Here is a 19,973-nt window from a genome sequence, read left to right on the forward strand (position 1 = left end):
GCCGGGCCGCACCCTATGAACCCGGGAGCAAAGGGTCGCCCCATCAGGGCACGCATCGCGCGGCGGCAATCCCATTCCCGCCGCTCCCGCCCTGCATAATGCCAAGGAACGATCCGATCAGCATGCTGTTGGCAATGCAGAGGACAGTGACCGGAATGGCCCAATCGATTGCAACGCTGAGGCATGAGGGCGCCCGCGACGGGGAGCTTCCCACTTATGTGTCGAACGGCGTCATCGGCCTGCGCGTACGAGAGGTGCCGCTGATCTCCGGCATGGCGACCGTGAGCGGAGTGTCGGGCGAACATCCCGACTTGCGCATCGAGGCGTCCGCCACCGCGCCCTATCCGTTGGCCGGGGACGTCGCAGTCAATGGCGTCTGGCTCGGCGACCAGCCCTGGACGATCCACGACCTGGTGCAGACCTATGACTTCGAGACCGGCGAACTGACCAGCAGCTTCCGGTTCGAAGCGGGCGGGGTTTCCGCGCGGATCCAAGTCCTGACGTTCGCCAGCCGCACGGCCGCCAGCCTCGTGCTCCAGGAATCGACCATCAGAACGGACAAGGCCTGCGAGCTGACCTTCCGCGCGATCGTCGACACCGCGCACATCCGCGGCCGCATCCGCGATCGCGGCACCGCGACACCGGGAGAGGAGAAACCGGCCTGCGATGCCTGGCTCCTCTGGGAAACCGAGGGAGGCCTCAGCACCTGCGGCGTGGCGCATCTGTCCGAGGCGGTGGGCCTCGAGGCCCACAGCCACGTCTCCTCCTTCGATCGAACCGGGCCGCTGATGACGGAATATCGCGGCCGCGTTCGAGCGGGCAGGCCCGTGAGGCTGCGGCAACTCGCGGCCCTGGTGCCCTCCGTCCTTCACCGACGGCCTCACGAGGAAGCCGTGCGACGCGCGGCGCGAGGCCACAAGACCGGCTTCGACACGCTGCGAGAACGTAACCGCGCAGCATGGGCCGAGCTCTGGAAAGCGCGAATTGTGGTCAGGGGCGCCAGCGCGCGGCACCAGGAGCTGATCGACGCCGCCTTCTACTACCTCAACGCGTCGGTCAACGAGGCCTCTCCGGCCGCCACCTCGATCTTCGGTTTGGCAACCTGGCATGATTACCATTATTATTATGGCCATGTGATGTGGGACATCGACGCGTTTTGCGTACCGCCGCTGTTGCTCGTTCAGCCCGAAGCCGCGAAAGCGATCCTTGACTTCCGCGCCCGCGGTCGGGCGGCGGCCCGCCAGCATGCGCGCCTGTCCGGCCGACGAGGACTGCAATTTCCCTGGGAAGCGGCGCCAACCTCCGGGGAGGAAGCCACGCCAGGCAGTGGCGGCGGCGCAGCCCATGAGGATCATATTTCCCTGCACGTGGCGCGGGCCTTCTCGCTCTACGCCGACATAAGCGGTGACCGGGCCTTTCTCGCCGATGAGGCCTGGCCGATTCTTTCGGGCGTCGCCGACTGGATCGTCAGCCGCACGGTGCGGACGCCACGAGGCATCGAGATCCCGTCGTCGATGGGGCCGGCCGAGGTGCCCGAACCGCCCGACAATGACGCCTTCACCGCAATGGCCGCCTTTGACGTGATGCGCCGCGCCGTGTGCGCTGCCGGGGCGCTCGGCAAGCCGGTCCCGGCCGGCTGGCGCCCGATCCTGACGGACCTCTATTTGCCGTTCCGCGCGGACGGGGCGCTGGCCACGCATGAGGGCTTCCGCATCGATGAAGACAAAGGGGCGACGCCGTCGCCGCTCGCCGGCATCTTCCCGTTCGAGCATCCGCTCACCGACGCGCAGCGAGAGCGCACGCTCGCATTGTTCCTTGCGCGATGGCGGGACTATGTCGGCTCCCCCATGTTGCCGGCGCTGTACAGCGCCTGGGCCTCGCTGGCCGGGGATCGCACGCTTGCGCTGGAGCTGTTCGAGCAAGGCTTTGCCAGCTACGATTCACCGCGCTTCCATCAGTGTCTGGAATATCGCCCCGACCATCCGGATTCGAAGGTTGCCGCCGGACCTTTCTTTGCCAATCTCGGCGGTATGCTGCTCGGGCTGCTGTTCGGCTTCACCGGGCTTCGACCTGATGACGGCGACCCCACCGGCTGGGCCCGCCGCCCCATCGTGCTGCCGCGCGGCTGGACCGCCATAGAGGTTGGCCGGGTGTGGATTCGCGGTCGCGCAGCGCGTCTGACCGCGCGGCACGGCGCCGAGCGCGCGGAGATCGAGTTTCTCGAATAGCGGCGGCGACCGCTCCGGTGCCGGGATGACCGGATTGGGGAGACTCTCTTCGCTTCGTCAAGCAGCCTAGCGTGAAGGTATGCCCTTCGGTAAAGCCCGCAGAGGGTTAGGGAGGCGGCAGGTAAACGGAATGTCGATAACGATCGCGCTCGTCGATGACGACCGCAACATCCTGACCTCGCTCTCGGTCACGCTGCAGTCCGAAGGCTTCACCACGCGCCTCTATTCGGACGGCGAGGCCGCGCTGAAGGCTTTGGTGGAGAATCCGCCGGACCTTGCCGTGCTCGACATCAAGATGCCGCGGATGGACGGGATGGAGCTGCTGCGGCGGCTGCGCGAGCGGACCGATTTCCCGGTCATCTTCCTGACCTCGAAGGACGAGGAGCTGGACGAGGCACTCGGCCTCGCCATGGGCGCGGACGATTATATCGCCAAGCCTTTTTCCCAGCGGCTGCTGCTGGCGCGGATCCGCGCGGTGCTCAGGCGGACCGAGATGCGCGCGCGCCCCGCGGCCGAGGACGAGGCGCCCGAGCAGGCCGAGATCGTGCGCGGGCGGCTGGTGATGGACCCGGCCCGGCACCGGGTGAAGTGGGACGGGCGCGACGTGACGCTCACCGTCACCGAGTTCATGATCCTGGAGGCGCTGGCGCAGCGGCCGGGCGTGGTGAAGAGCCGCAACCAGCTGATGGACGTCGCCTATCAGGACGACATCTATGTCGACGACCGCACGATCGACAGCCACATCAAGCGCATGCGCCGCAAGTTCCGCGCCGCCGACGACGATTTCAACTCGATCGAGACGCTCTACGGCGTCGGTTACCGCTTTGCCGAGGAGTGACCGCGAGATCGGCCGCTTCCGGGCCTGGACGAAACGGCTGACGATCCGCCAGCGCATCCTGGCGGTCAACATCTTCGCGGTCGCGATCCTGTTCGGCGCGGTCTTCTATCTCGACAGCTTCCGCACCCGCCTCACCCAGGCCCGGGTCGACCAGGCCCAGTCCGAGGCGGTCATGATCGCGCACATGATCGCCGCCGTGCCGCCCGCCGCGCGCGAGCCGATCCTGGTCCGGCTCGGGCGGGATTCGGGAACCCGGCTCAGGCTCTATGCGCCGGACGGGCGGCGGCTCGCCGACAGCTGGCACAATGCGCCGCCGACCTACACGTTGCGCGATCCGGAGACCGAGGCCTGGTACCGGGACGTCGCGCGCTGGCTGGACAATGGCTTCGACCGGCTGGTCGGCGCGCCGGCACCGCCCGATTATGTGCCGCGCGCGAGCGATACGCTCGCCGACTGGCCGGAGGCGCAGGCCGCGCTGCGCAGCGGCACGCCGCAGCCCCTGCTCCGCCGTGCCCCGGACGGCACGCCCTTCATCGCCGCCGCGCAGCGCCTGGACAGCGCCGACCGCTCGGTCCTGCTGCTCACCGTCAATGCGAGGGACGTCCGGCGGGTGGTCCGGGCCGAACGATTCAACCTGCTGCTGATCCTCGCCGCCACCCTGCTCGTCTCGATCCTGCTCTCGCGCTTCCTGGCGCGGACCATCGCCAGCCCACTCCGGCGGCTCGCCCATGCCGCGCATCGCGTTCGCCGCGGCAGCGCGCGGGAGGTGGACGTTCCCACGCTCCCCTTGCGCACCGACGAGATCGGCCAGCTCGCCCGGGCCCTGCATGACATGACGCAGAGCCTGAGGCAGCGGATCGACGCCACCGACGCCTTCGCCGCCGACGTGACCCACGAGCTCAAGAACCCGCTCGCCTCGCTCCGCTCCGCGGTCGACACGCTGGAGCGGGTCGAGAACGACCCGGCGATGCGCGCGCACCTGCTCGAAGTGGTCCGGCAGGACGTCCGCCGGCTGGACCGGATGGTGGTCGAGATCGCCGAGGCCTCGCGCCTCGACGCCGAACTGTCCCGGGCGCGCTTCGAGCCGATCGACGTCGGCAAGATGATGGAAGCGCTGACGCCGATGTGGGAGGGCCAGGCCGAGGGCAAGGCGGAGATCGCCTTCGCCCGGCCGCGGATCGGCACCGCCATCATCATGGGCGACGAATCGCGGCTCGCGCGGATGCTCGGCAACCTGGTCGACAATGCCGTCTCCTTCTCGCCGCCGGGCGGGCTGGTGGAGATCGGCGCGGTGCGCCTGGGCAACGAGGTGGTGATCTCGGTGCAGGACGAGGGCCCGGGCGTTCCCGTCGAGGCGCGAGAAGCGATCTTTAACCGCTTCCATAGCATCAGGCCGGAAGAGGATTTCGGCCGCCACAGCGGGCTCGGCCTTGCCATCGCCAAGGCGATCGTCGAGGCGCATGACGGGCGGATCGAGATCGAGGATCGTCAGGACGGTCGGTCGGGGGCCCGGTTCGTCGTCCGCTTTTCGGGAGCCCAGCCATGAGCGCGCCGTCTCTTTCGTCCGAGACCATCCATGTCAGCAGCGTCGCAATCGAGGGGCGCGCCGTGCTGATCGGCGGCCGCTCCGGCGCCGGCAAGTCGGACCTGGCGCTGCGCCTGATCGACCGCGGCGCGACCCTCATCAGCGACGATTACACCTTCGTCCGCCGCGTCCAGGACCAGGCCCTCGCCTCGGCGCCCGAACGGATCGCCGGCAAGATCGAGGTGCGCGGCGTCGGCATCGTCGAGCTGGGAACGGCGCAGGACGTGCCGGTCGCGCTCTATGTCGACCTGTCCGGCGAGCCGGTGCGGCTGCCCGAAGGCGGCGACCGGCTGGCGGTGGCCGGCATCCGCATCCCCTCGGTCGCGCTGGACGGCCACCATGCCTCCGCGCCGCTCAAGGTCGAGGCGGCGCTTCGCCTGTTCGGGCTGGCGCCGGGATGAGCGAGCTCACAATCATGTCCTTCGCCTATTCGCGGGGCGAGCCGCCCGAGGCGAACCTGCTGTTCGACATGCGCTTCCTGCGCAATCCGCACTGGCAGGAGCATCTGCGCCCGCTCTCCGGCCTCGACGATGCGGTCGGTGCCTATATCTCCGGCGATGCCGCCTATGCGGAGGCGCTGGCCCGGATCGAGGCCCTGCTCCTCACCCTGCTTCCGCTCTACCAGGCGGACGGCAAGGAGCGGGTCCGCATCGCCTTCGGCTGCACCGGCGGGCGCCACCGGTCGGTCCATGTCGCCGAGCATGTCGCTCAACGGTTGCGCGACGCGGGATTTTCCCCCAGACTCGACCATCGCGACCTCGCCGCGCCGCCTCGAGACGGTATCGCGCGATCCGCAGGGGCAAGGCAGGACGGCTGCTAAGGTGATTGAATGATCGGTCTGGTATTGGTGACGCACGGGCGGCTCGCGTCCGAGTTCATTGTCGCCATGGAGCATGTCGTGGGGCCGCAGCAGCAGATCGCGCCGATCTGCATCGGCCCCGACGACGACATGGAGGAACGGCGCGACCAGATCGCGGCGGCGATCAGGAATGTCGACTCCGGCGACGGGGTGATCATTCTGACCGACCTGTTCGGCGGCACCCCCTCCAACCTCGCGATCAGCCTGATGAAGACCGACAAGATCGAGGTGATCGCCGGCGTCAACCTGCCGATGCTGATTCGCCTCGAGGGCGCGCGCAAGACGATGGACGTCCGCGCCGCCGTCGCCGCGGCGCGCGAGGCGGGGCGCAAATATATCTCGGTGGCCTCCGAAATTCTCGGCGAGGCGGCTGCCTGATGCCGAGCCGCACCGTGGAGGTCCGCAACAAGAGAGGCCTCCACGCCCGCGCCAGCGCGAAGTTCGTCACCATGGCGGCGCAGATCGATGCGCAGATCGAGGTCGAGAAGGACGGGAACCGCGTCTGCGGCACCTCGATCATGGGCCTGATGATGCTCGGCGCCGCGATGGGCGATTCGATCACGATCAGCGCCACCGGCCTCGGCGCGGAGGAAGCGGTGGAGCAGCTCTCCGCTCTGGTCGAGGCGAAGTTCCACGAGGAAGCCTAGGACGTGGTCAAGGAGGTCACGTCCTTTTCAAATCCCCTGGTCAAGCATGCCCGGTCGCTGCGCGAGAAGAAGCAGAGGCGCGCCGAAGGGCTGTTCCTTGCCGAGGGGCTGCGGATCCTGACCGAGGCGCGCGAGGCGGGAATGCTGCCGGAGCGGATCTTCTTCTCCGACGGCTCACACCGGCTCGTGCAGGCGCTGATCGAGGCGGTCGAGGCGGCCGGGGGCGAGGCCGTGGAGACGAGCGAGGACATAATCCACAAGATCAGCGGCAAGGAGAATCCGCAGGCGGTGATTGGCGTCTTCCGCCAGTTCGACACCGGCCTCGCGCAACTGGACCGAAACGCGGCGCCGCTCTGGATCGCGGCGCAGGCGCTGCGCGATCCCGGCAATCTGGGGACGATCCTCAGGACCGGCGACGCGGTCGGCGCGGGCGGGCTGATCCTGATCGACGATTGCGTCGATCCCTTCTCGGTCGAGGCGGTGCGAGCGTCGATGGGGGCCCTGTTCACGCAGAAGATCGCCCTCGCCCGCTGGGAGGAGTTCGTGGCCTGGCTGCGCGGGGGGCCGGGGCAGCTGGTGGGGACCAGCCTGAACACGGAGCAGGACTATCAGGCGCCCCGCTACGCGGCGCCGACCTTCCTGCTCGTCGGCAATGAATCGCAGGGGCTGCCGGCGGCCTATGAGGCGGAGTGCGACCTGCTGGTGAAGATCCCGATGCTCGGCAAGGCGGACAGCCTGAACGCGGCGGTGGCGACCGCGGTGATGGCCTATGAGGTGCTGAACCAGCGGCGCAGGAAAGGATGAGACGAAGATGACGATGCCGACCGACATCGAGATTTCGAGGGCCGCGAAAATGCGTCCGATCGGCGAGATCGCGGCCCGGCTCGGCATCCCGGACGAGGCGGTCGAGCCTTATGGCCGGACCAAGGCGAAAATCTCGCTGCAATGGCTCGCCGGGCGCCGCAAGGGGCCGCAGGGCAAGCTCATCCTCGTTACCGCGATCAACCCGACCCCCGCCGGCGAGGGCAAGACGACGACCTCGGTCGGACTGACCGACGGCCTCAACCGGATCGGCAAGAAGGCGATGCTGTGCCTGCGCGAGCCCTCGCTCGGCCCCTGCTTCGGGATGAAGGGCGGCGCCGCCGGCGGCGGCTATGCGCAGGTTGTGCCGATGGAGGAGATCAACCTTCACTTCACGGGCGACTTCCACGCCATTACCAGCGCGCACAACCTGCTCGCCGCCCTGATCGACAACCATATCCACTGGGGCAATGCGCTGAACATCGACGTGCGCCGGGTCAGCTGGAAGCGGGTGCTCGACATGAACGACCGGGCGCTGCGCAGCGTCGTCCAGTCGATCGGCGGCGTCGGCAACGGCTTCCCGCGCGAATCCGGCTTCGACATCACCGTCGCCTCGGAAATCATGGCGATCTTCTGCCTGGCCGAGGATCTGGACGACCTGCGCGAGCGGCTCGGGCGGATCGTGATCGGCACGACGCGCGACAAGAGGGCGGTGACCGCGGCGGACCTCAAGGCCGAGGGGGCGATGACCGTCCTGCTCGCGCAGGCGCTGGCGCCGAACCTGGTGCAGACCGTGGAGAACAATCCCGCCTTCATCCATGGCGGGCCGTTCGCCAACATCGCCCATGGCTGCAACTCGGTGATCGCGACCAAATCCGCGCTGAGCCTGGCCGATTATGTGGTGACCGAGGCCGGCTTCGGCGCGGATCTCGGCGCCGAGAAATTCTTCGACATCAAGTCCCGGGCGGCGGGGCTGAAGCCCAATGCGGCGGTGATCGTCGCCACCGTGCGCGCGCTCAAATATAATGGCGGCGTCGCCAAGGCCGAGCTCGGCAAGGAGAATGTCGCCGCGGTGCACGCGGGCGGCGTCAACCTCGCCCGCCATATCGAGAATATCCGCCAGTTCGGCGTCCCCGCCGTGGTCGCGATCAACCGGTTCGCCACCGACACCGGGCCGGAAATCCGTGCGATCCAAGAAATCGCGGCCGCGCACGGCGTCGAGGCGGTGATCTGCACGCATTTTGCGGACGGCAGCGCGGGCGCGGCGGAGCTCGCCGACCGGGTCGCGGCCCTGGCCGACAAGGACGGCGGCCAGTTCGCGCCGCTCTATGATGCCGAGCTCGGCCTGTTCGCCAAGATCGACACGATCGCCAAGCGCATCTACCGGGCCGACGAGGCGATCGCCAATTCGGGCGTCCGCAACCAGCTGCACCAGTGGGAGAAGGACGGCTACGGCCATTTCCCGGTCTGCATGGCGAAGACCCAGTACAGCTTCTCCACCGACCCGGCGCTGCTCGGCGCGCCGAGCCATCATGTCGTGCCGGTGCGCGAGGTCCGGCTCGCGGCGGGCGCGGGCTTCATCGTCGCGGTCTGCGGCGACCTGATGACCATGCCCGGCCTGCCGAAGGTGCCGTCGGCCGAGGGGATGCGGATCGACGAGAAGGGGCTGATCGAAGGATTGTCTTGACAGCGCGCTCCATTCATCGCTCATAAAGCACGGTTCGGCGATGGGGCGCGGGCTATGAGACTGCGACTTGCGACCCTTTTCTTGCTCGCCGCCGCGGCGCCTGCTGCGGCGCAGGAAGCGTCGCCGGAAGGCGAAATCTACGCCGCGCACGGCACCGAGCCCTTCTGGGGCCTGACCTTCGGAAGGCCGGATGATCTGGTCGGACCCGGACGGGACGCGGATCGACGTGGCGCGGCCGCGGCCGGTGACGGGCCGCAACGGCGTCCATGTCTACCGGACGCCGCGGATGACCGTCGAGATCAGCCATCAGGGCCGCTGCAATCACGGCATGAGCGATTATGAATATCCGGACACGGTCCGCGTCTTCATCGGGCCGGGCCGGGGCGGCCGCCCGCTCGAAGGTTGCGGCGGCGGCATCCTGCCGCCGGTGACGCTCGCCGACACCAGCTGGTCGATCGTCGACATTGACGGCGCGCAGGTCGGCGGCGAGGAATATGAGCTCCAGTTCGACGGCGAGGGCCGGCTCAGCGGCCGGGCCGGCTGCAACCGCTTCTCCGGCCCCTATGCGCAGCAGGGCCGCTTCCTGACCGCGGGCGTGACCGTGACCCAGGCCCGGCCCTGTCCGGACGCGCCCGGCGCCCACCAGCGGAAGGTGCTGCAGCTGCTCGGCGGGCCGGTGCAGATCAGCTTCCGCGGCGGGATGATCATGTCCCTTCAGGAAAGCCGAAACGTCCCGGGCATCTTCATTACCTTGCGCCGCCAGTGAGGGGGATAAAAATATGATCGCATGGTTTCTCGGACTCGCGGCCGCTGCACAGGCGCCCGAGCGCGCGCCCGATTATTTCGCCTCGGGCAGCGAGCCCTTCTGGGGCCTGGAGATAAGGGGCCGGCAGATCAGGTTCACGCCCAATGACGGCAGCGAGAGCGACGACGGGATCGTCGCCGTGCTGCCGCGGCGGCAGCCTTTGCGCGGCGGCTACCGCCTGGTGACGCGGCGCTTCACCGTGCTGGTCCGCCACCTAGCCTGCGAAGACGTGGGCGAGCGCCGCTTTCGCGACACCGTCACGGTGACGATGCGCGGCCGCCGCTATCTCGGCTGCGGGGGGATCCTGCTGCCGCCGACTGTGCTCGAGGCGACCGACTGGCGGATCGAGGCGATCGGCACCGCGCGGGTCGACGGCGATGGCTATGTGATGGGCTTCTACGAGGGCCGGATCAGCGCCCAGGCCGGCTGCAACCGCCTGACCGGGCCCTTCCGGCAGCGCGGCGCCCGGCTCACCGCCGGCCCGATCGCGGCGACGCGCATGGCCTGCCCGGGCCCGCGCATGGCGCATGAGCGCACCGTCCTTCGCCTGCTCGGCGGGCCGATGCAGATCTCCTATCCCGCCGGCGACGTGCTAATCCTCACCGGCAGCGGCGTGACGATCCGGCTGCGGCGGGTGTGAGCCTGTTGCTCGCCATGCTCGCGCTCAGCGCGCAGGCGGTGACCCCGGAGCCCTATCGCGCGCTCGGCGCCTCACCTTTTTGGGGCGCACGGATCGGTGACGGGCGCATGGTCTTCGAGACGCCGGGCCGCGACATCGTCGAGGTGGAGACGCCGCCGCGGCAGGAGACCGAGCTCGGCTTCACCCATTGGACGCCGGACTTCGCCATCTCGGTCGAGCATGACAATTGCACCGACCCGCTGACCCGCAGGCTCTATGCCGACAAGGTGACGGTCCGCGTCGGCGAGCGGGAATTTGCGGGCTGCGGCGGTCGTTCGCTGAGCCCGCCCCTCCCCGATTATGGCGCGGCCGGCGGCGAGCCCTTCTGGTGGCTGGACATGGCGGACGGGCGGATCACGTTCCAGATCGACGGCAGGGTGATCATCGTCCCCGTCCCGGCCTCGCGCTCGACGAGGAGCGGGAGCCTGCGCGTGTACGACGCGCGCGGACTCAGCGTGACGATCCGGCGGCGGGACTGCGAGCTCGAGGACCGCCGGACCTATGCCGACGCGGTGACCGTCAGGGCCGGGGAACGCACGGTCGAAGGCTGCGGCGGCCGCGTGGTCAGGGAGGCGCCGGAAGATTGAAGGAGGGAATGATGAAGCCTGCGATTCCAATGCTGCTTGCGCCGCTCGCCGCCTGCGCGACCATGATGCCGGGCGAGCCCGAAGCCTATCGCGCGCTGGGCACCGAGCCCTTCTGGTCGATCATCATCGCGGATGGCCGGATGACCTATCGGACGCCCGACGAGAGCTTCTCGGTCCCCGCGCCGCGCGGGCGGGAAGACGGGGGCGGCCGGAGCTGGGAGACGCGCCGGATCCAGCTCTACATGTGGCACCAGCAGTGCAGCGATGGGATGAGCGACAACGATTATCCCCAGACGGTGCGGGCGGTGGTCGACGGGCGGACTTTGCGCGGCTGCGGCGGCGCGCCTGTCCCGACCGCATCGCCAGGCGGTTGAGTCCGGCAAGCGCAAAGAGGCCATCATGAAAGCTGTAATCCTTCTCGTCGCGGCGACGGCGCTCATCGGGGCCGCTCCGTCCCAGCGCGCCAGGCCTTATGAGGCCGGGGGCTTCGAGCCCAATTGGGTGCTCACCATCGCCAACGGGCGGCTGACCTACGATCCGGGGCTGGCCGGTGTGCGGCCGACCAGCGTACCGCTGCCGCCGCGGCAGCCGGTCCCGAACGGCTATCGGTACGTGACGCGCGGGCTTACCGTCGATGTCCGCCATGTGCGCTGCCATTCCTATAGCGGGCGCGTCTTCGCCGACACGGTCCGCGTGACGGGCGTGGCCGAGCCGGGCTGCGGCGGCCGCCCGATCGCGCCGCCGAGGCTGACCGCCACGATCTGGGAGCTCGATGCGATCGGCGGCGCGCGCTACCGGCATGGCGAGGTCAATCTGCACTTCGCCTATGACGGTGTGCTGAGGGGCAATGCCGGCTGCAGCGACTTTACCGTGCCCTTCACGGAACGGCGGCCGGTCGTGCGCTTCGGGCGGATGACGGTCAGCCGGCGGGACTGCGCGGGGCTGGGCCTGGAGCGCGAGCGGCGGGCGCTCGCGGTTTTCTCCGGCGCGGCGCGGATCAGCTTCGTGAATGGGGATACTTTGATCCTGACCGGCCGCCACGGCAATGCGCGGCTGGTGCCCTAGTTTGGCTGGCCCTCGCCTTCGGTCGGGAACAGTTTGGTGAGCGGGCGGGTGCCGCTTTCGATCACCGGCAGCGCCTCGATCTCCTTGGTGCCGCCCGCCACTTCCAGCGTCTCGAAGCGCTTGGCCTGGGTCAGCACCTGGCTTTCGAGGCTGCCGACGAAGGCGTTGTAGGCGCCCGTGGCGAGCTCCAGGTTGCGGCCGAGCCGGGCGACATGGCCGCCCATCGTGGCGAGGCGGCTGTGCAATTCCTTGCCGAGCCGCGCGATCTCGGCGGCCTCCTCGGCAATCTTCTCCTGCCGCCAGACCGAGGAGACGGTGCGGGCGATGGCGACGAGGTTGGTCGGCGTCGCCAGCAGCACGCGACGCTCGAACGCCCAGGACCAGAGATTGTCGTCCTGCTCCAGCGCCGCGGTCAGGAAATGCTCGCCGGGAATGTACATGACGACATAATCCGCGGCGTCGCCGAACTGCTCCCAATAGGCCTTGGAGCCGAGCGACTGGGCATGGCCCCGGATCGAGGCGGCATGGGCCTTGAGATGGGCGGCGCGCTGGGCGTCGTCGATCTCGTCATTGGCGTCGAGGAAGGCGTTCAAGGAGCATTTGGCGTCGATGATCAGCTTGCGCCCGCCGGGCAGGCGGACGATCACGTCGGGGCGCAGGCGGCCGTCCTCGGTGTCGACCGACACTTCGGTCTGGAAATCGGCGTAGGGCGAGAGGCCGGCCTGTTCGAGGACGTTGCGCAAGCTCTGCTCGCCCCAGCGGCCGCGGGCCTTGGGGCTCGAGCGGAGCGCGTTGACGAGGTTGCGGGTCTCGTCGCGGACCTGGCTGTGGCCCGCATGGAGCAGCTGCACGGCCTCGCGCAGGCCCGCATATTGGTCGACGCGGCTCTTCTCGACCTCCTTCAGCCCCTCCTCGTAGCGCTTGAGGGTGGCCTCCACGGGCTGGAGCAGGGCCTTTAATTGCGCCTCGCTCTTCTCGCCGGCCTGGTGGAAGCGGGCGTCGGCGCGTTCGAGGAACTGGCGCTGGGCGTCGCTGAGCAGCTTCGCGCCGACCTCGTGGAACTGGGCGGTGAGCGCCTCCTTGGCCTCCATCAGCTCCTTCATCCGCGCCTCGAAATTGCGGGCATCGGCCTGGAGCGCGGCCAGCTCGCGGATCGCGGCGTCGCGTTCGCCGGTGGCGGCGGCGAGATCGGTGCGGAGCTGCTCGGCGGCTTTCCCCCGCTCCTCGGCGACCGCCCCTGCCCGCCCCTTGCCCAGCACCCAGCCAAGCGCGATCCCGCCCGCGACGAGGGCGGCGACGATGAGGAGCGTGAGGGGATCCATGCGCAAGCTTTCCGTGCAGAACGAAAAGCGAACCTACAACGCTTCCCCGAAACCCTCAAGCAGGATCATAACGCGCTCAGTTTACTGAGTTTAAACGGCATCCTGTCATGGTCTGCCCAACGCAAAGGCGCGGAGAGTTCAGTGTTTGAGATCGAGACCAGCCGCGCGGAACGGCTTATCTACGTCCGCATGATCGGAGGGTTCACGCTCGACGAGGCGCGCGAATGCGCCGCCGCCAAAGAAGCCGCCGTGCAGGAGCTTGGTCCTCCCTTCGACGCCCATTCGTCGCTGGTGGATGTCCGCGACCTCAGGATCCAGACCCGGGACGTCTTCGCCATCTTCACCAACTTCGTCGCGATGACGAAGCACAAGTCGCGCAAGGTCGCGATCGTCGGCGGCGAGGGCACGGCGCGCATGCAGTTCCGCCGCGTGGCCGAGCGCGAGCCGCTGCGCGACAATATGCGCTTCTTCACCGCGGTGGACGATGCCCGTTCCTGGCTCGAGGAGCGGACGGGACAGGCCTGACGGAGCTAGGCCGCCTGCTTCCGCGCCTTGGCGATCTTCCTCAGAATCATCTCGCGCTTCAGGCGGGAGAGGTGGTCGATGAAGAGCACGCCCTCGAGATGGTCCATCTCGTGCTGGAGGACGACCGCCAGCATGCCGGTAATCTCCTCGTCATGCTGCTGGCCATTCTCGTCGAGCCAGCGGGCGCGGATGCGGTCCGGGCGGTCGACCTCGGCATATTGGTCGGGCACGGAGAGGCAGCCCTCGGTATAGGGCACATCCTGGTCGCTATGCTCGTAGAGCTCCGGATTGATGAAGACGCGCGGGTCCCTGACCGGCTCGCCCTCCTCCACTTCCGGCTCCTGCAGGTCGATGACCAGCAGCCGCTTGGGCACGCCCACCTGCACCGCGGCAAGGCCGATGCCGGGCGCCGCATACATGGTCTCGAACATGTCGGCGATGAGCTGGCGCGTCTCGTCGGTCACCGCCTCGACGGGGGTGGAGATCTGACGCAGCCGCGGATCGGGCACTTCGAGAATGGGTAGCAAAGCCATGGCGGGGAAATAGGAACAAGGGCGTCGCCGGTCAAGGAAAGCGGCCATGCTGGCGGGCCGCCCGAAAGCAGGATACGGAGCCGGAATGAAACGGCTTTTCGCCTCGCTTTGCCTCTGCCTCGCCGCCTCGCCCGCGATGGCGCAGGAGGCGCCGGCGCCGGTCAACTGGCGCGAGCGGACGCTGGCCGATATCGCGGCCATTGACCAGGCGGTGCGCGACATCCACCCGGGCATGGTCGATCCGGCGGTGCCGGCGCTGGCGCGCGGCTGGGCGGAGAATGTGCGGACCGCGCGCATGCGTGCCGACGAGGTCAATGACCGCGCCGCCTGGGCGGGGACCTTGCGGATCCTCGTCAACAGTCTGCGCGATTCCCATGCCGTGATCCGCATCGCGCCGCAGCGGCCGGCGCCGCCCCTCTGGTGGACCGGCTATGCCGTCGAGCATATCGCCGGGCGCTGGTTCCTGCGCCCGGTCGACGCGCCGGGCGCGCCGACGGGCGAGCTCCGCCTGCTCCACTGCGGCGGGCGCCCGATCGATGCGGTCGCCGCCTCGCAACTCGATCTGACCGTGACCAACTGGCAGGTGACCGCCAATCGCAGCAGCGCCGGGGCGCGATTGCTTGTGGACAGCGGCAATCCGTTCTTGCGCCGGATCGAGCGCTGCACCGTTCTGGTGGACGGGCAAAGGGAACAGGAGATCGTCTTCGCCTGGCGGCAAGGCGAGGCCGCGACGATTGCCGCGGCGCTGCGGCCCTGGCAGCGGCGGCGGATCGGAGAGACCCGCTTCGGGCTCGACTGGCAGGCGGACGGCTCAGCCTGGCTTAGCCTCCCGAACTTCACGGATTCGCAGGGCAATGCGGCGCTCCGGACGGCGGTGAACGCGGCCCGGGCGCGGCTGCGGCGCGCGCCCTATATCGTGCTCGACGTTCGCGGCAATGGCGGCGGCAATTCGCAGCTCGGCACCCTGCTCAGCGCCGCGCTCTGGGGCGAGGGCAGCGTCATTCCGGAGCCCGCGCCTGCGCGGCCCAAGCGCTGGCGCGCGAGCCGCCAGCTGGTCGAGGCGATGCGCGCCGCGCGGACGGCGCAGAGCGGGAATCCCGAGCTGGTCGCCTTCGTGGACGGGGCGCTGCCCGCGATCGAGGGCGCGCTCGGCCGCGGCGAACCCCTGGTCGCCGATCCGGGCGTGACCGCGGATACCGCCCGCCGGGAGCGACCCCGCCCGAGGCCGGCGCGGACCGGTCCGGTCTTCGTGCTCACCGACGGCGGCTGCGGCAGCTCCTGCATCCTGTTCGTGAACGAGGTCCGGCGGATGGGCGCGCGCCAGCTAGGCGATCCCACCGATCGCAACACCGTCTATGGCGAGCAGTGGGCGATGACGGCCTTGCCCTCCGGCGAGGCGGACCTGTTCCTGCCGAGCGCCGTCTACGGCTGGCCGGAGAGCGTGCTGGGCGGCGGGCCGCCGGACCTGCAGTGGACCGGGACGGCGGCCGACGAGGCGGGGCTGCGCGCCTTCATCGCGGCGCAGGCGCGCTCGGCACGGCGCTAGGCGACCGGGCGGCGGGCCCTTAGCGCCTGGGCGAGAGTCCCTTCGTCGAGATAATCGAGCTCGCCGCCGACCGGGAGGCCGTGGGCGAGCTGGGTGAGGCGGATCGGGAAGCGCTCGAGCCGCTCGGCGAGATAATGGGCGGTGGTCTGGCCCTCGAGCGTCGCGTTCATCGCCAGGACGACCTCGTCGATGCCGCCGGCGGCGACGCGGGAGACGAGCCGGTCGATGCCGAGATCCTCGGGGCGGACGCCCTCCAGCGCGGAGAGGCGGCCGCCGAGCACGTGGAAGCGGCCCGGGAAGAGGCGCGAGCGGTCCAGCGCCCAGAGGTCCGACACCTCCTCGACCACGCAGAGCAGGCGGGCGTCGCGGCGCGGATCGGCGCAAATGCCGCAGGGGTTCACGGTGTCGACATTGCCGCAAATGCCGCAGACGGAGAGATTGGCGCTGACCTGCTCCAGCGCGCGCAGCAAGGGCGCGAGCGCGGTCTCGCGCTTCTTCATCAGGTGCAGCACCGCGCGCCGCGCCGAACGCGGGCCGAGCCCGGGGAGGCGGGCGAGCGCCTGGGTCAGCGCCTCGATTTCCTGCGATGCCATGGCGGTTAGGTAGCCGTCATTGCGAGGAGCGCAAGCGACGAAGCAAACTGGAGACAGCGCTGGATTGCGTCCCCCGGTCCGCGCCGGGGTCGCAATGACGAATTTCCCCCGCTACACGCCTCCCCATGCGCATCGCCTTCATGGGAACGCCGGATTTCGCCGTGCCGACGCTCGATGCCCTGCTCGCGGCGGGGCACGAGGTGGCGGCGGTCTATACGCAGCCGCCGCGCCGGGCCGGGCGCGGCAAGGTGCTGCTACCCTCCCCCGTCCAGTTACGGGCCGAGGCGGCGGGGCTGGAGGTGCGGACGCCTGTGTCGCTGAAGGGCGCGGAGGCGCAGGCGGCGTTCGCGGCGCTCGACCTGGAGGCGGCGGTGGTCGCGGCCTATGGGCTGATCCTGCCGCAGCCGATCCTCGAGGCGCCGGAATATGGCTGTCTCAACGTTCATGCCTCGATGCTGCCGCGCTGGCGGGGGGCGGCGCCGATCCAGCGCGCGATCCTTGCGGGCGACACGCGGACCGGCGTCACCATCATGCAGATGGAGCAGGGGCTCGACACCGGGCCGATGCTCGCGATCGTGCCGACCGAGATCGGGCGCAAGACCGCGGGCGAGCTGACCGCGGAGCTGGCCGGCATGGGCGCGACGCTGATGGTGCACGTGCTGGGCCTGCTGCCGGGTGAGGTCGGGCGGATGAAGCAGAACGAGGCCCGCGCCACTTATGCGCCGAAGATCGAGAAGCAGGAGGCGCGGCTGGATTTCACGAAGCGGGCGGTCGAGGCGGAGCGGCAGGTGCGCGCCTTCAATCCGGCGCCGGGCGCCTTCTTCGAATATCAGGGCGAGCGGATCCGGGTCCTCGCGGCCGAGGTCGGGACGCTGAACGGGCCTCCCGGCACGGTGCTCGACCATGGCCTGACCATCGCCTGCGCGGAGGGGTCGCTGGTGCCGAGCCTCGTCCAGCGGGCCGGGCGCGGCGCGATGACCACCGCCGAGCTGCTCCGCGGCTTCGTCATTCCGGCGGGCACAGTGCTGGCGTGACCCGCTTCCGCCTCCTCGTCGAATTTGACGGGCGGCCGTTCATGGGCTGGCAAAGGCAGGCGCACGGGCCTTCGGTGCAGCAGGCGATCGAGGAGGCGATCCAGGCAATCACGCATGAGGAGGTCACGCTCCATGCCGCGGGACGGACCGATGCGGGCGTGCATGCGCTGGCGATGACCGCGCATGTCGACATCGAACGGCCGATCACGGCGCACCGGCTCGCCGACGGGACCAATGCAAAGCTGCGGCCCCTGCCCGTTGCCATCCTCTCCGCGGAGGAGGTGAGCGAGGATTTCCACGCCCGTTTCTCCTGCACCGGGCGGCGCTATCTCTACCGCATCGCCAACCGCCGCGCGCCGCTGGCGCTGGAGGCGGGGCGGGCCTGGCGGGTGCCGGTCACGCTCCATGCGGACGCAATGAACGATGCCGCGCAAGTTCTTGTCGGAAGGCATGATTTCACGACCTTTCGCTCGGCGCACTGCCAGGCGGACAGCCCGGTGAAGACGTTGGACCTGCTGTCGGTGAAGCGGCGCGGCGAGACGATCGAGATCGAGGCCGCGGCCCGCTCCTTCCTTCACCACCAGGTGCGCTCGATGGTCGGCTGCCTGGAGCTGGTCGGGCGGGGGAAATGGACGAAGGCGGACCTCAGGGCCGCGCTCGAGGCGGCGGACCGGGCCGCTCTTGGCTTCAACGCGCCGCCCGACGGACTCTTTTTTGCCGGGGCGAGCTATCCGGGCGACTGACCGCGCCGCCGCCGAGCCCGAACAGGCGCTGCAGCGACTTGTCGAGCATCATCAGCTGCCAGAGCAGTCGGCCATGATCGGAGCGCCCCGCGAGATGCGCCTCGGCGAGCTGGCGGATCGCCGAGGGGTCGAACCAGCCGAGCTCGGCGAAGCTCGCCGCATTCGCGATGGCGAGCGCCTCGTGGCGGAGCGGGCCGCGGAACCAGGCCGAGACCGGAGTCACGAAGCCCATCTTGCGGCGGTGGAGGATCTCGTCGGGCAGGCGCGAGCCGAGCGCGCGCTTCATCAGATATTTGCCGGTGCCGCCCTTCAGCCGGAGCCTGGCCGGGAGCCGCGCCGCGAACTCGACGAAGCGGTGATCGAGCAGCGGCTCTCGCGCCTCGAGGCTCACCGCCATGCTGGCGCGGTCGACCTTGGTCAGGATGTCGCCGGGCAGCCAGATCTTCATGTCGGCATATTGCGCGCGGGAGAGCGGGTCGCGGGCCGGCGCCCCGTCGAAGGCCTTCACGTAGCGGGCCTCGGCATCGTGGCCGTGGAGAGGCGCGGTCAGGACCTGGCGGCGGAGCGGCGGCGGGGTGACCCCGACCGCATGGGCATAAGCGGCGCCGCTCCCCTGCCCCAAAGCCTGCAGCGTCGTCTTCGCCCGGAACACCTGGGGCGCCCAGTCCAGCTTCGGATAATGGTCGCCGAGCATGCCCGCGGCGCGGGCGAAAGGCGCGGGCAGCAGCCGGCGGACCCGTTCCTCGGCGGCGAACAGGCGGTAGCGGCGATAGCCGGCCATCGCCTCGTCGGCGCCGTCGCCGGACAAGGCGACCTTCACCTTCTCCACCGCCAGCTCGGAGACGCGGTAGGTACCGAAGGCGGAGGCGTCGGCGAAAGGCTCGTCGAAGGCGAAGGCGAGCGTGTCGATCAGGCCAAAATCCTCGGCTGCGACCCGGCGCGTGCGGTGGTTGGTGGCGAACAGCTCCGCAATCCGCTTCGCGTGCAGGGTTTCGTCATGATCCTCGGCGTCGAAGCCGATCGAGCAGGTCTCGACCGCGCCCTTGCTCCATTCGGCCATGAAGGCGACCACGGCGGAGCTGTCGACGCCGCCGGAGAGGAAGGCGCCGCAGGTCACGTCCGCGACCATGCGCGAGCGCACGCCCTCGCGCAGGCGCTCGACCATCTCCTCCTCCAGCGATTTGACCGAGGCGCGGACGGGACTGGAGAAATCCACGTCCCACCACATCACCGGCTGCGGCACCGGCCGGCCGCGGCGGATCTGCAGCCAGTGGCCGGCGGGGAGCTTCCTGACCCCCTCGACGATCGATGAATCGTCGGGGACGTAGCCGAAGGCCAGATAGTCGTCGATCGCCTGCGCGCTCGGATTGCGGCGCAGCAGGGGATGGACGAGCAGTCCCTTGAGCTCGGAGGCGAAGATCAGGGCGCCGTCGCTGAGCTCGGCATAGAAAAGCGGCTTCACCCCCAGCCGGTCGCGGGCGAGGAAGAGCGAATCCGTCGGCGCGTCGTAGAGGGCGATGGCGAACATGCCGTTGAGCTTCGCCAGGCAGTCCGGCCCCCATTGCCGCCAGGCGGCGAGGATCACCTCGGTGTCGCTCTCGCTTCGGAAGACGAAGCCCTTCTCCTCGAGCTCGGCCTTCACCTCCAGATAATTGTAGATCTCGCCATTATAGGTGATCGCCTCGCGCGCATCCGGCGAGAGCATGGGCTGGGCGCCGCCCTCGCTCAGATCGATGATCGCGAGCCGGCGATGGCCGAGGCCGACGCCCGGCGCGGTCCAGACGCCGCTGCCGTCCGGCCCGCGATGGGCGAGCGCGTCGGTCATCGCCTCCACCCGCGCCGGATCGACCGGCTTGGGGACGTCGGGATGGAAGATGCCGGCAATGCCGCACATGG

The 19,973-nt window shown here is 69.4% G+C and carries 22 protein-coding genes; 18 read left to right on the plus strand and 4 right to left on the minus strand.

All coding sequences use genetic code 11. The features are described from left to right. Nucleotides 1-155: 155 nt before the first annotated feature. The 14 genes from VEC11_RS03525 (at nt 156) to VEC11_RS03590 (ending at nt 11,781) form a co-directional block, all read left to right on the plus strand. The gene (locus VEC11_RS03525; RefSeq protein WP_464129128.1) at nt 156-2,228 is read left to right on the plus strand and encodes a glycoside hydrolase family 65 protein; all 2,073 of its coding nucleotides are present in this window, start codon (nt 156-158) and stop codon (nt 2,226-2,228) included. 130 nt (nt 2,229-2,358) lie between these two features. Further along, entirely contained in the window at nt 2,359-3,066 is a 708-nt protein-coding gene (locus VEC11_RS03530; RefSeq protein ID WP_464129129.1) for a response regulator transcription factor, read from the plus strand. Then, on the plus strand, nt 3,053-4,612 hold the full coding sequence (locus VEC11_RS03535; protein ID WP_464129131.1) for a sensor histidine kinase: 1,560 nt from the start codon (nt 3,053-3,055) through the stop codon (nt 4,610-4,612). Before VEC11_RS03530 ends, VEC11_RS03535 begins: the two co-directional genes overlap by 14 nt. After that, entirely contained in the window at nt 4,609-5,052 is a 444-nt protein-coding gene (locus VEC11_RS03540) for an HPr kinase/phosphorylase (protein WP_464129133.1), read from the plus strand. The genes VEC11_RS03535 and VEC11_RS03540 overlap by 4 nt, the downstream gene beginning before the upstream one ends. Continuing rightward, complete coding sequence (locus VEC11_RS03545) at nt 5,049-5,471, plus strand: RapZ C-terminal domain-containing protein (protein ID WP_464129135.1); 423 nt, start codon at nt 5,049-5,051, stop codon at nt 5,469-5,471. The genes VEC11_RS03540 and VEC11_RS03545 overlap by 4 nt, the downstream gene beginning before the upstream one ends. A gap of 9 nt (nt 5,472-5,480) precedes the next feature. Beyond that, on the plus strand, nt 5,481-5,888 hold the full coding sequence (locus VEC11_RS03550) for a PTS sugar transporter subunit IIA (protein WP_464129136.1): 408 nt from the start codon (nt 5,481-5,483) through the stop codon (nt 5,886-5,888). Continuing rightward, the gene (locus VEC11_RS03555; protein ID WP_464129138.1) at nt 5,888-6,157 is read left to right on the plus strand and encodes an HPr family phosphocarrier protein; all 270 of its coding nucleotides are present in this window, start codon (nt 5,888-5,890) and stop codon (nt 6,155-6,157) included. Before VEC11_RS03550 ends, VEC11_RS03555 begins: the two co-directional genes overlap by 1 nt. 3 nt (nt 6,158-6,160) lie before the next feature. Next, the gene (locus tag VEC11_RS03560; protein WP_464129139.1) at nt 6,161-6,961 is read left to right on the plus strand and encodes a TrmH family RNA methyltransferase; all 801 of its coding nucleotides are present in this window, start codon (nt 6,161-6,163) and stop codon (nt 6,959-6,961) included. 13 nt (nt 6,962-6,974) lie between these two features. Continuing rightward, nucleotides 6,975-8,645, plus strand: a complete 1,671-nt coding sequence (locus tag VEC11_RS03565; protein WP_464129694.1) for a formate--tetrahydrofolate ligase — start codon at nt 6,975-6,977, stop codon at nt 8,643-8,645. A 190-nt stretch (nt 8,646-8,835) separates the two neighbouring features. Then, a complete protein-coding gene (locus tag VEC11_RS03570) occupies nt 8,836-9,411 on the plus strand; it encodes an META domain-containing protein (protein WP_464129140.1) in 576 nt (191 codons plus the stop codon). Nucleotides 9,412-9,424: 13 nt separating this feature from the next. Next, nucleotides 9,425-10,090 carry an META domain-containing protein gene (locus tag VEC11_RS03575; RefSeq protein WP_464129141.1) on the plus strand — a complete coding sequence of 222 codons (666 nt, stop codon included), beginning with the start codon at nt 9,425-9,427 and terminating at the stop codon, nt 10,088-10,090. Further along, the gene (locus VEC11_RS03580) at nt 10,087-10,716 is read left to right on the plus strand and encodes a hypothetical protein (RefSeq protein ID WP_464129142.1); all 630 of its coding nucleotides are present in this window, start codon (nt 10,087-10,089) and stop codon (nt 10,714-10,716) included. Before VEC11_RS03575 ends, VEC11_RS03580 begins: the two co-directional genes overlap by 4 nt. Nucleotides 10,717-10,724: 8 nt before the next feature. Continuing rightward, a complete protein-coding gene (locus VEC11_RS03585; protein WP_464129144.1) occupies nt 10,725-11,090 on the plus strand; it encodes a COG3650 family protein in 366 nt (121 codons plus the stop codon). 25 nt (nt 11,091-11,115) lie between these two features. After that, the gene (locus VEC11_RS03590; protein ID WP_464129145.1) at nt 11,116-11,781 is read left to right on the plus strand and encodes an META domain-containing protein; all 666 of its coding nucleotides are present in this window, start codon (nt 11,116-11,118) and stop codon (nt 11,779-11,781) included. Here the strand turns inward: VEC11_RS03590 and VEC11_RS03595 are convergent. Continuing rightward, nucleotides 11,778-13,103, minus strand: a complete 1,326-nt coding sequence (locus VEC11_RS03595) for a DNA recombination protein RmuC (RefSeq protein WP_464129147.1) — start codon at nt 13,101-13,103, stop codon at nt 11,778-11,780. The two genes, VEC11_RS03590 and VEC11_RS03595, sit on opposite strands and share 4 nt — an antisense overlap. Nucleotides 13,104-13,244: 141 nt before the next feature. Here VEC11_RS03595 and VEC11_RS03600 point away from each other — a divergent pair, with 141 nt between their 5' ends. After that, a complete protein-coding gene (locus VEC11_RS03600; RefSeq protein ID WP_464129149.1) occupies nt 13,245-13,628 on the plus strand; it encodes a SpoIIAA family protein in 384 nt (127 codons plus the stop codon). A gap of 5 nt (nt 13,629-13,633) precedes the next feature. On the opposite strand, the gene def is transcribed toward VEC11_RS03600, so the two are convergent. After that, entirely contained in the window at nt 13,634-14,161 is a 528-nt protein-coding gene (gene def, locus VEC11_RS03605; protein WP_464129151.1) for a peptide deformylase, read from the minus strand. 85 nt (nt 14,162-14,246) lie between these two features. Between def and VEC11_RS03610 the strand changes: the two genes are divergently transcribed. Then, nucleotides 14,247-15,707: a S41 family peptidase gene (locus VEC11_RS03610; RefSeq protein WP_464129152.1), complete on the plus strand. Its 1,461-nt coding sequence runs from the start codon at nt 14,247-14,249 to the stop codon at nt 15,705-15,707. Here VEC11_RS03610 and recR read toward each other — a convergent pair. Continuing rightward, a complete protein-coding gene (recR, locus tag VEC11_RS03615; protein WP_464129154.1) occupies nt 15,704-16,300 on the minus strand; it encodes a recombination mediator RecR in 597 nt (198 codons plus the stop codon). The two genes, VEC11_RS03610 and recR, sit on opposite strands and share 4 nt — an antisense overlap. 125 nt (nt 16,301-16,425) lie before the next feature. Here recR and fmt point away from each other — a divergent pair, with 125 nt between their 5' ends. Together fmt and truA are read left to right on the plus strand one after the other, a co-directional pair. Then, nucleotides 16,426-17,334: a methionyl-tRNA formyltransferase gene (fmt, locus tag VEC11_RS03620; protein ID WP_464129155.1), complete on the plus strand. Its 909-nt coding sequence runs from the start codon at nt 16,426-16,428 to the stop codon at nt 17,332-17,334. Further along, nucleotides 17,331-18,077 (plus strand): tRNA pseudouridine(38-40) synthase TruA, encoded by a 747-nt coding sequence (gene truA / locus VEC11_RS03625; protein WP_464129157.1) that lies wholly within the window; start codon nt 17,331-17,333, stop codon nt 18,075-18,077. Before fmt ends, truA begins: the two co-directional genes overlap by 4 nt. On the opposite strand, the gene VEC11_RS03630 is transcribed toward truA, so the two are convergent. Next, the gene (locus VEC11_RS03630; RefSeq protein WP_464129159.1) at nt 18,022-19,971 is read right to left on the minus strand and encodes an XrtA/PEP-CTERM system amidotransferase; all 1,950 of its coding nucleotides are present in this window, start codon (nt 19,969-19,971) and stop codon (nt 18,022-18,024) included. The two genes, truA and VEC11_RS03630, sit on opposite strands and share 56 nt — an antisense overlap. Nucleotides 19,972-19,973 lie beyond the last annotated feature (2 nt).

This window comes from Allosphingosinicella sp., from assembly GCF_035626655.1.
Taxonomy (GTDB): domain Bacteria; phylum Pseudomonadota; class Alphaproteobacteria; order Sphingomonadales; family Sphingomonadaceae; genus Allosphingosinicella.

Coding starts and splice junctions, on each gene's coding strand:
- VEC11_RS03550 (WP_464129136.1), top strand. CDS start 5,481: ATGATCGGTCTGGTATTGGTGACGCACGGGCGGCTCGCGTCCGAGTTC.
- VEC11_RS03525 (WP_464129128.1), top strand. CDS start 156: ATGGCCCAATCGATTGCAACGCTGAGGCATGAGGGCGCCCGCGACGGG.
- VEC11_RS03540 (WP_464129133.1), top strand. CDS start 4,609: ATGAGCGCGCCGTCTCTTTCGTCCGAGACCATCCATGTCAGCAGCGTC.
- VEC11_RS03630 (WP_464129159.1), bottom strand. CDS start 19,971: ATGTGCGGCATTGCCGGCATCTTCCATCCCGACGTCCCCAAGCCGGTC.
- VEC11_RS03610 (WP_464129152.1), top strand. CDS start 14,247: ATGAAACGGCTTTTCGCCTCGCTTTGCCTCTGCCTCGCCGCCTCGCCC.
- VEC11_RS03595 (WP_464129147.1), bottom strand. CDS start 13,103: ATGGATCCCCTCACGCTCCTCATCGTCGCCGCCCTCGTCGCGGGCGGG.
- VEC11_RS03590 (WP_464129145.1), top strand. CDS start 11,116: ATGAAAGCTGTAATCCTTCTCGTCGCGGCGACGGCGCTCATCGGGGCC.
- VEC11_RS03530 (WP_464129129.1), top strand. CDS start 2,359: ATGTCGATAACGATCGCGCTCGTCGATGACGACCGCAACATCCTGACC.
- def (WP_464129151.1), bottom strand. CDS start 14,161: ATGGCTTTGCTACCCATTCTCGAAGTGCCCGATCCGCGGCTGCGTCAG.
- VEC11_RS03555 (WP_464129138.1), top strand. CDS start 5,888: ATGCCGAGCCGCACCGTGGAGGTCCGCAACAAGAGAGGCCTCCACGCC.
- VEC11_RS03570 (WP_464129140.1), top strand. CDS start 8,836: ATGATCTGGTCGGACCCGGACGGGACGCGGATCGACGTGGCGCGGCCG.
- VEC11_RS03565 (WP_464129694.1), top strand. CDS start 6,975: ATGCCGACCGACATCGAGATTTCGAGGGCCGCGAAAATGCGTCCGATC.
- VEC11_RS03585 (WP_464129144.1), top strand. CDS start 10,725: ATGATGAAGCCTGCGATTCCAATGCTGCTTGCGCCGCTCGCCGCCTGC.
- VEC11_RS03545 (WP_464129135.1), top strand. CDS start 5,049: ATGAGCGAGCTCACAATCATGTCCTTCGCCTATTCGCGGGGCGAGCCG.
- fmt (WP_464129155.1), top strand. CDS start 16,426: ATGCGCATCGCCTTCATGGGAACGCCGGATTTCGCCGTGCCGACGCTC.
- recR (WP_464129154.1), bottom strand. CDS start 16,300: ATGGCATCGCAGGAAATCGAGGCGCTGACCCAGGCGCTCGCCCGCCTC.
- VEC11_RS03575 (WP_464129141.1), top strand. CDS start 9,425: ATGATCGCATGGTTTCTCGGACTCGCGGCCGCTGCACAGGCGCCCGAG.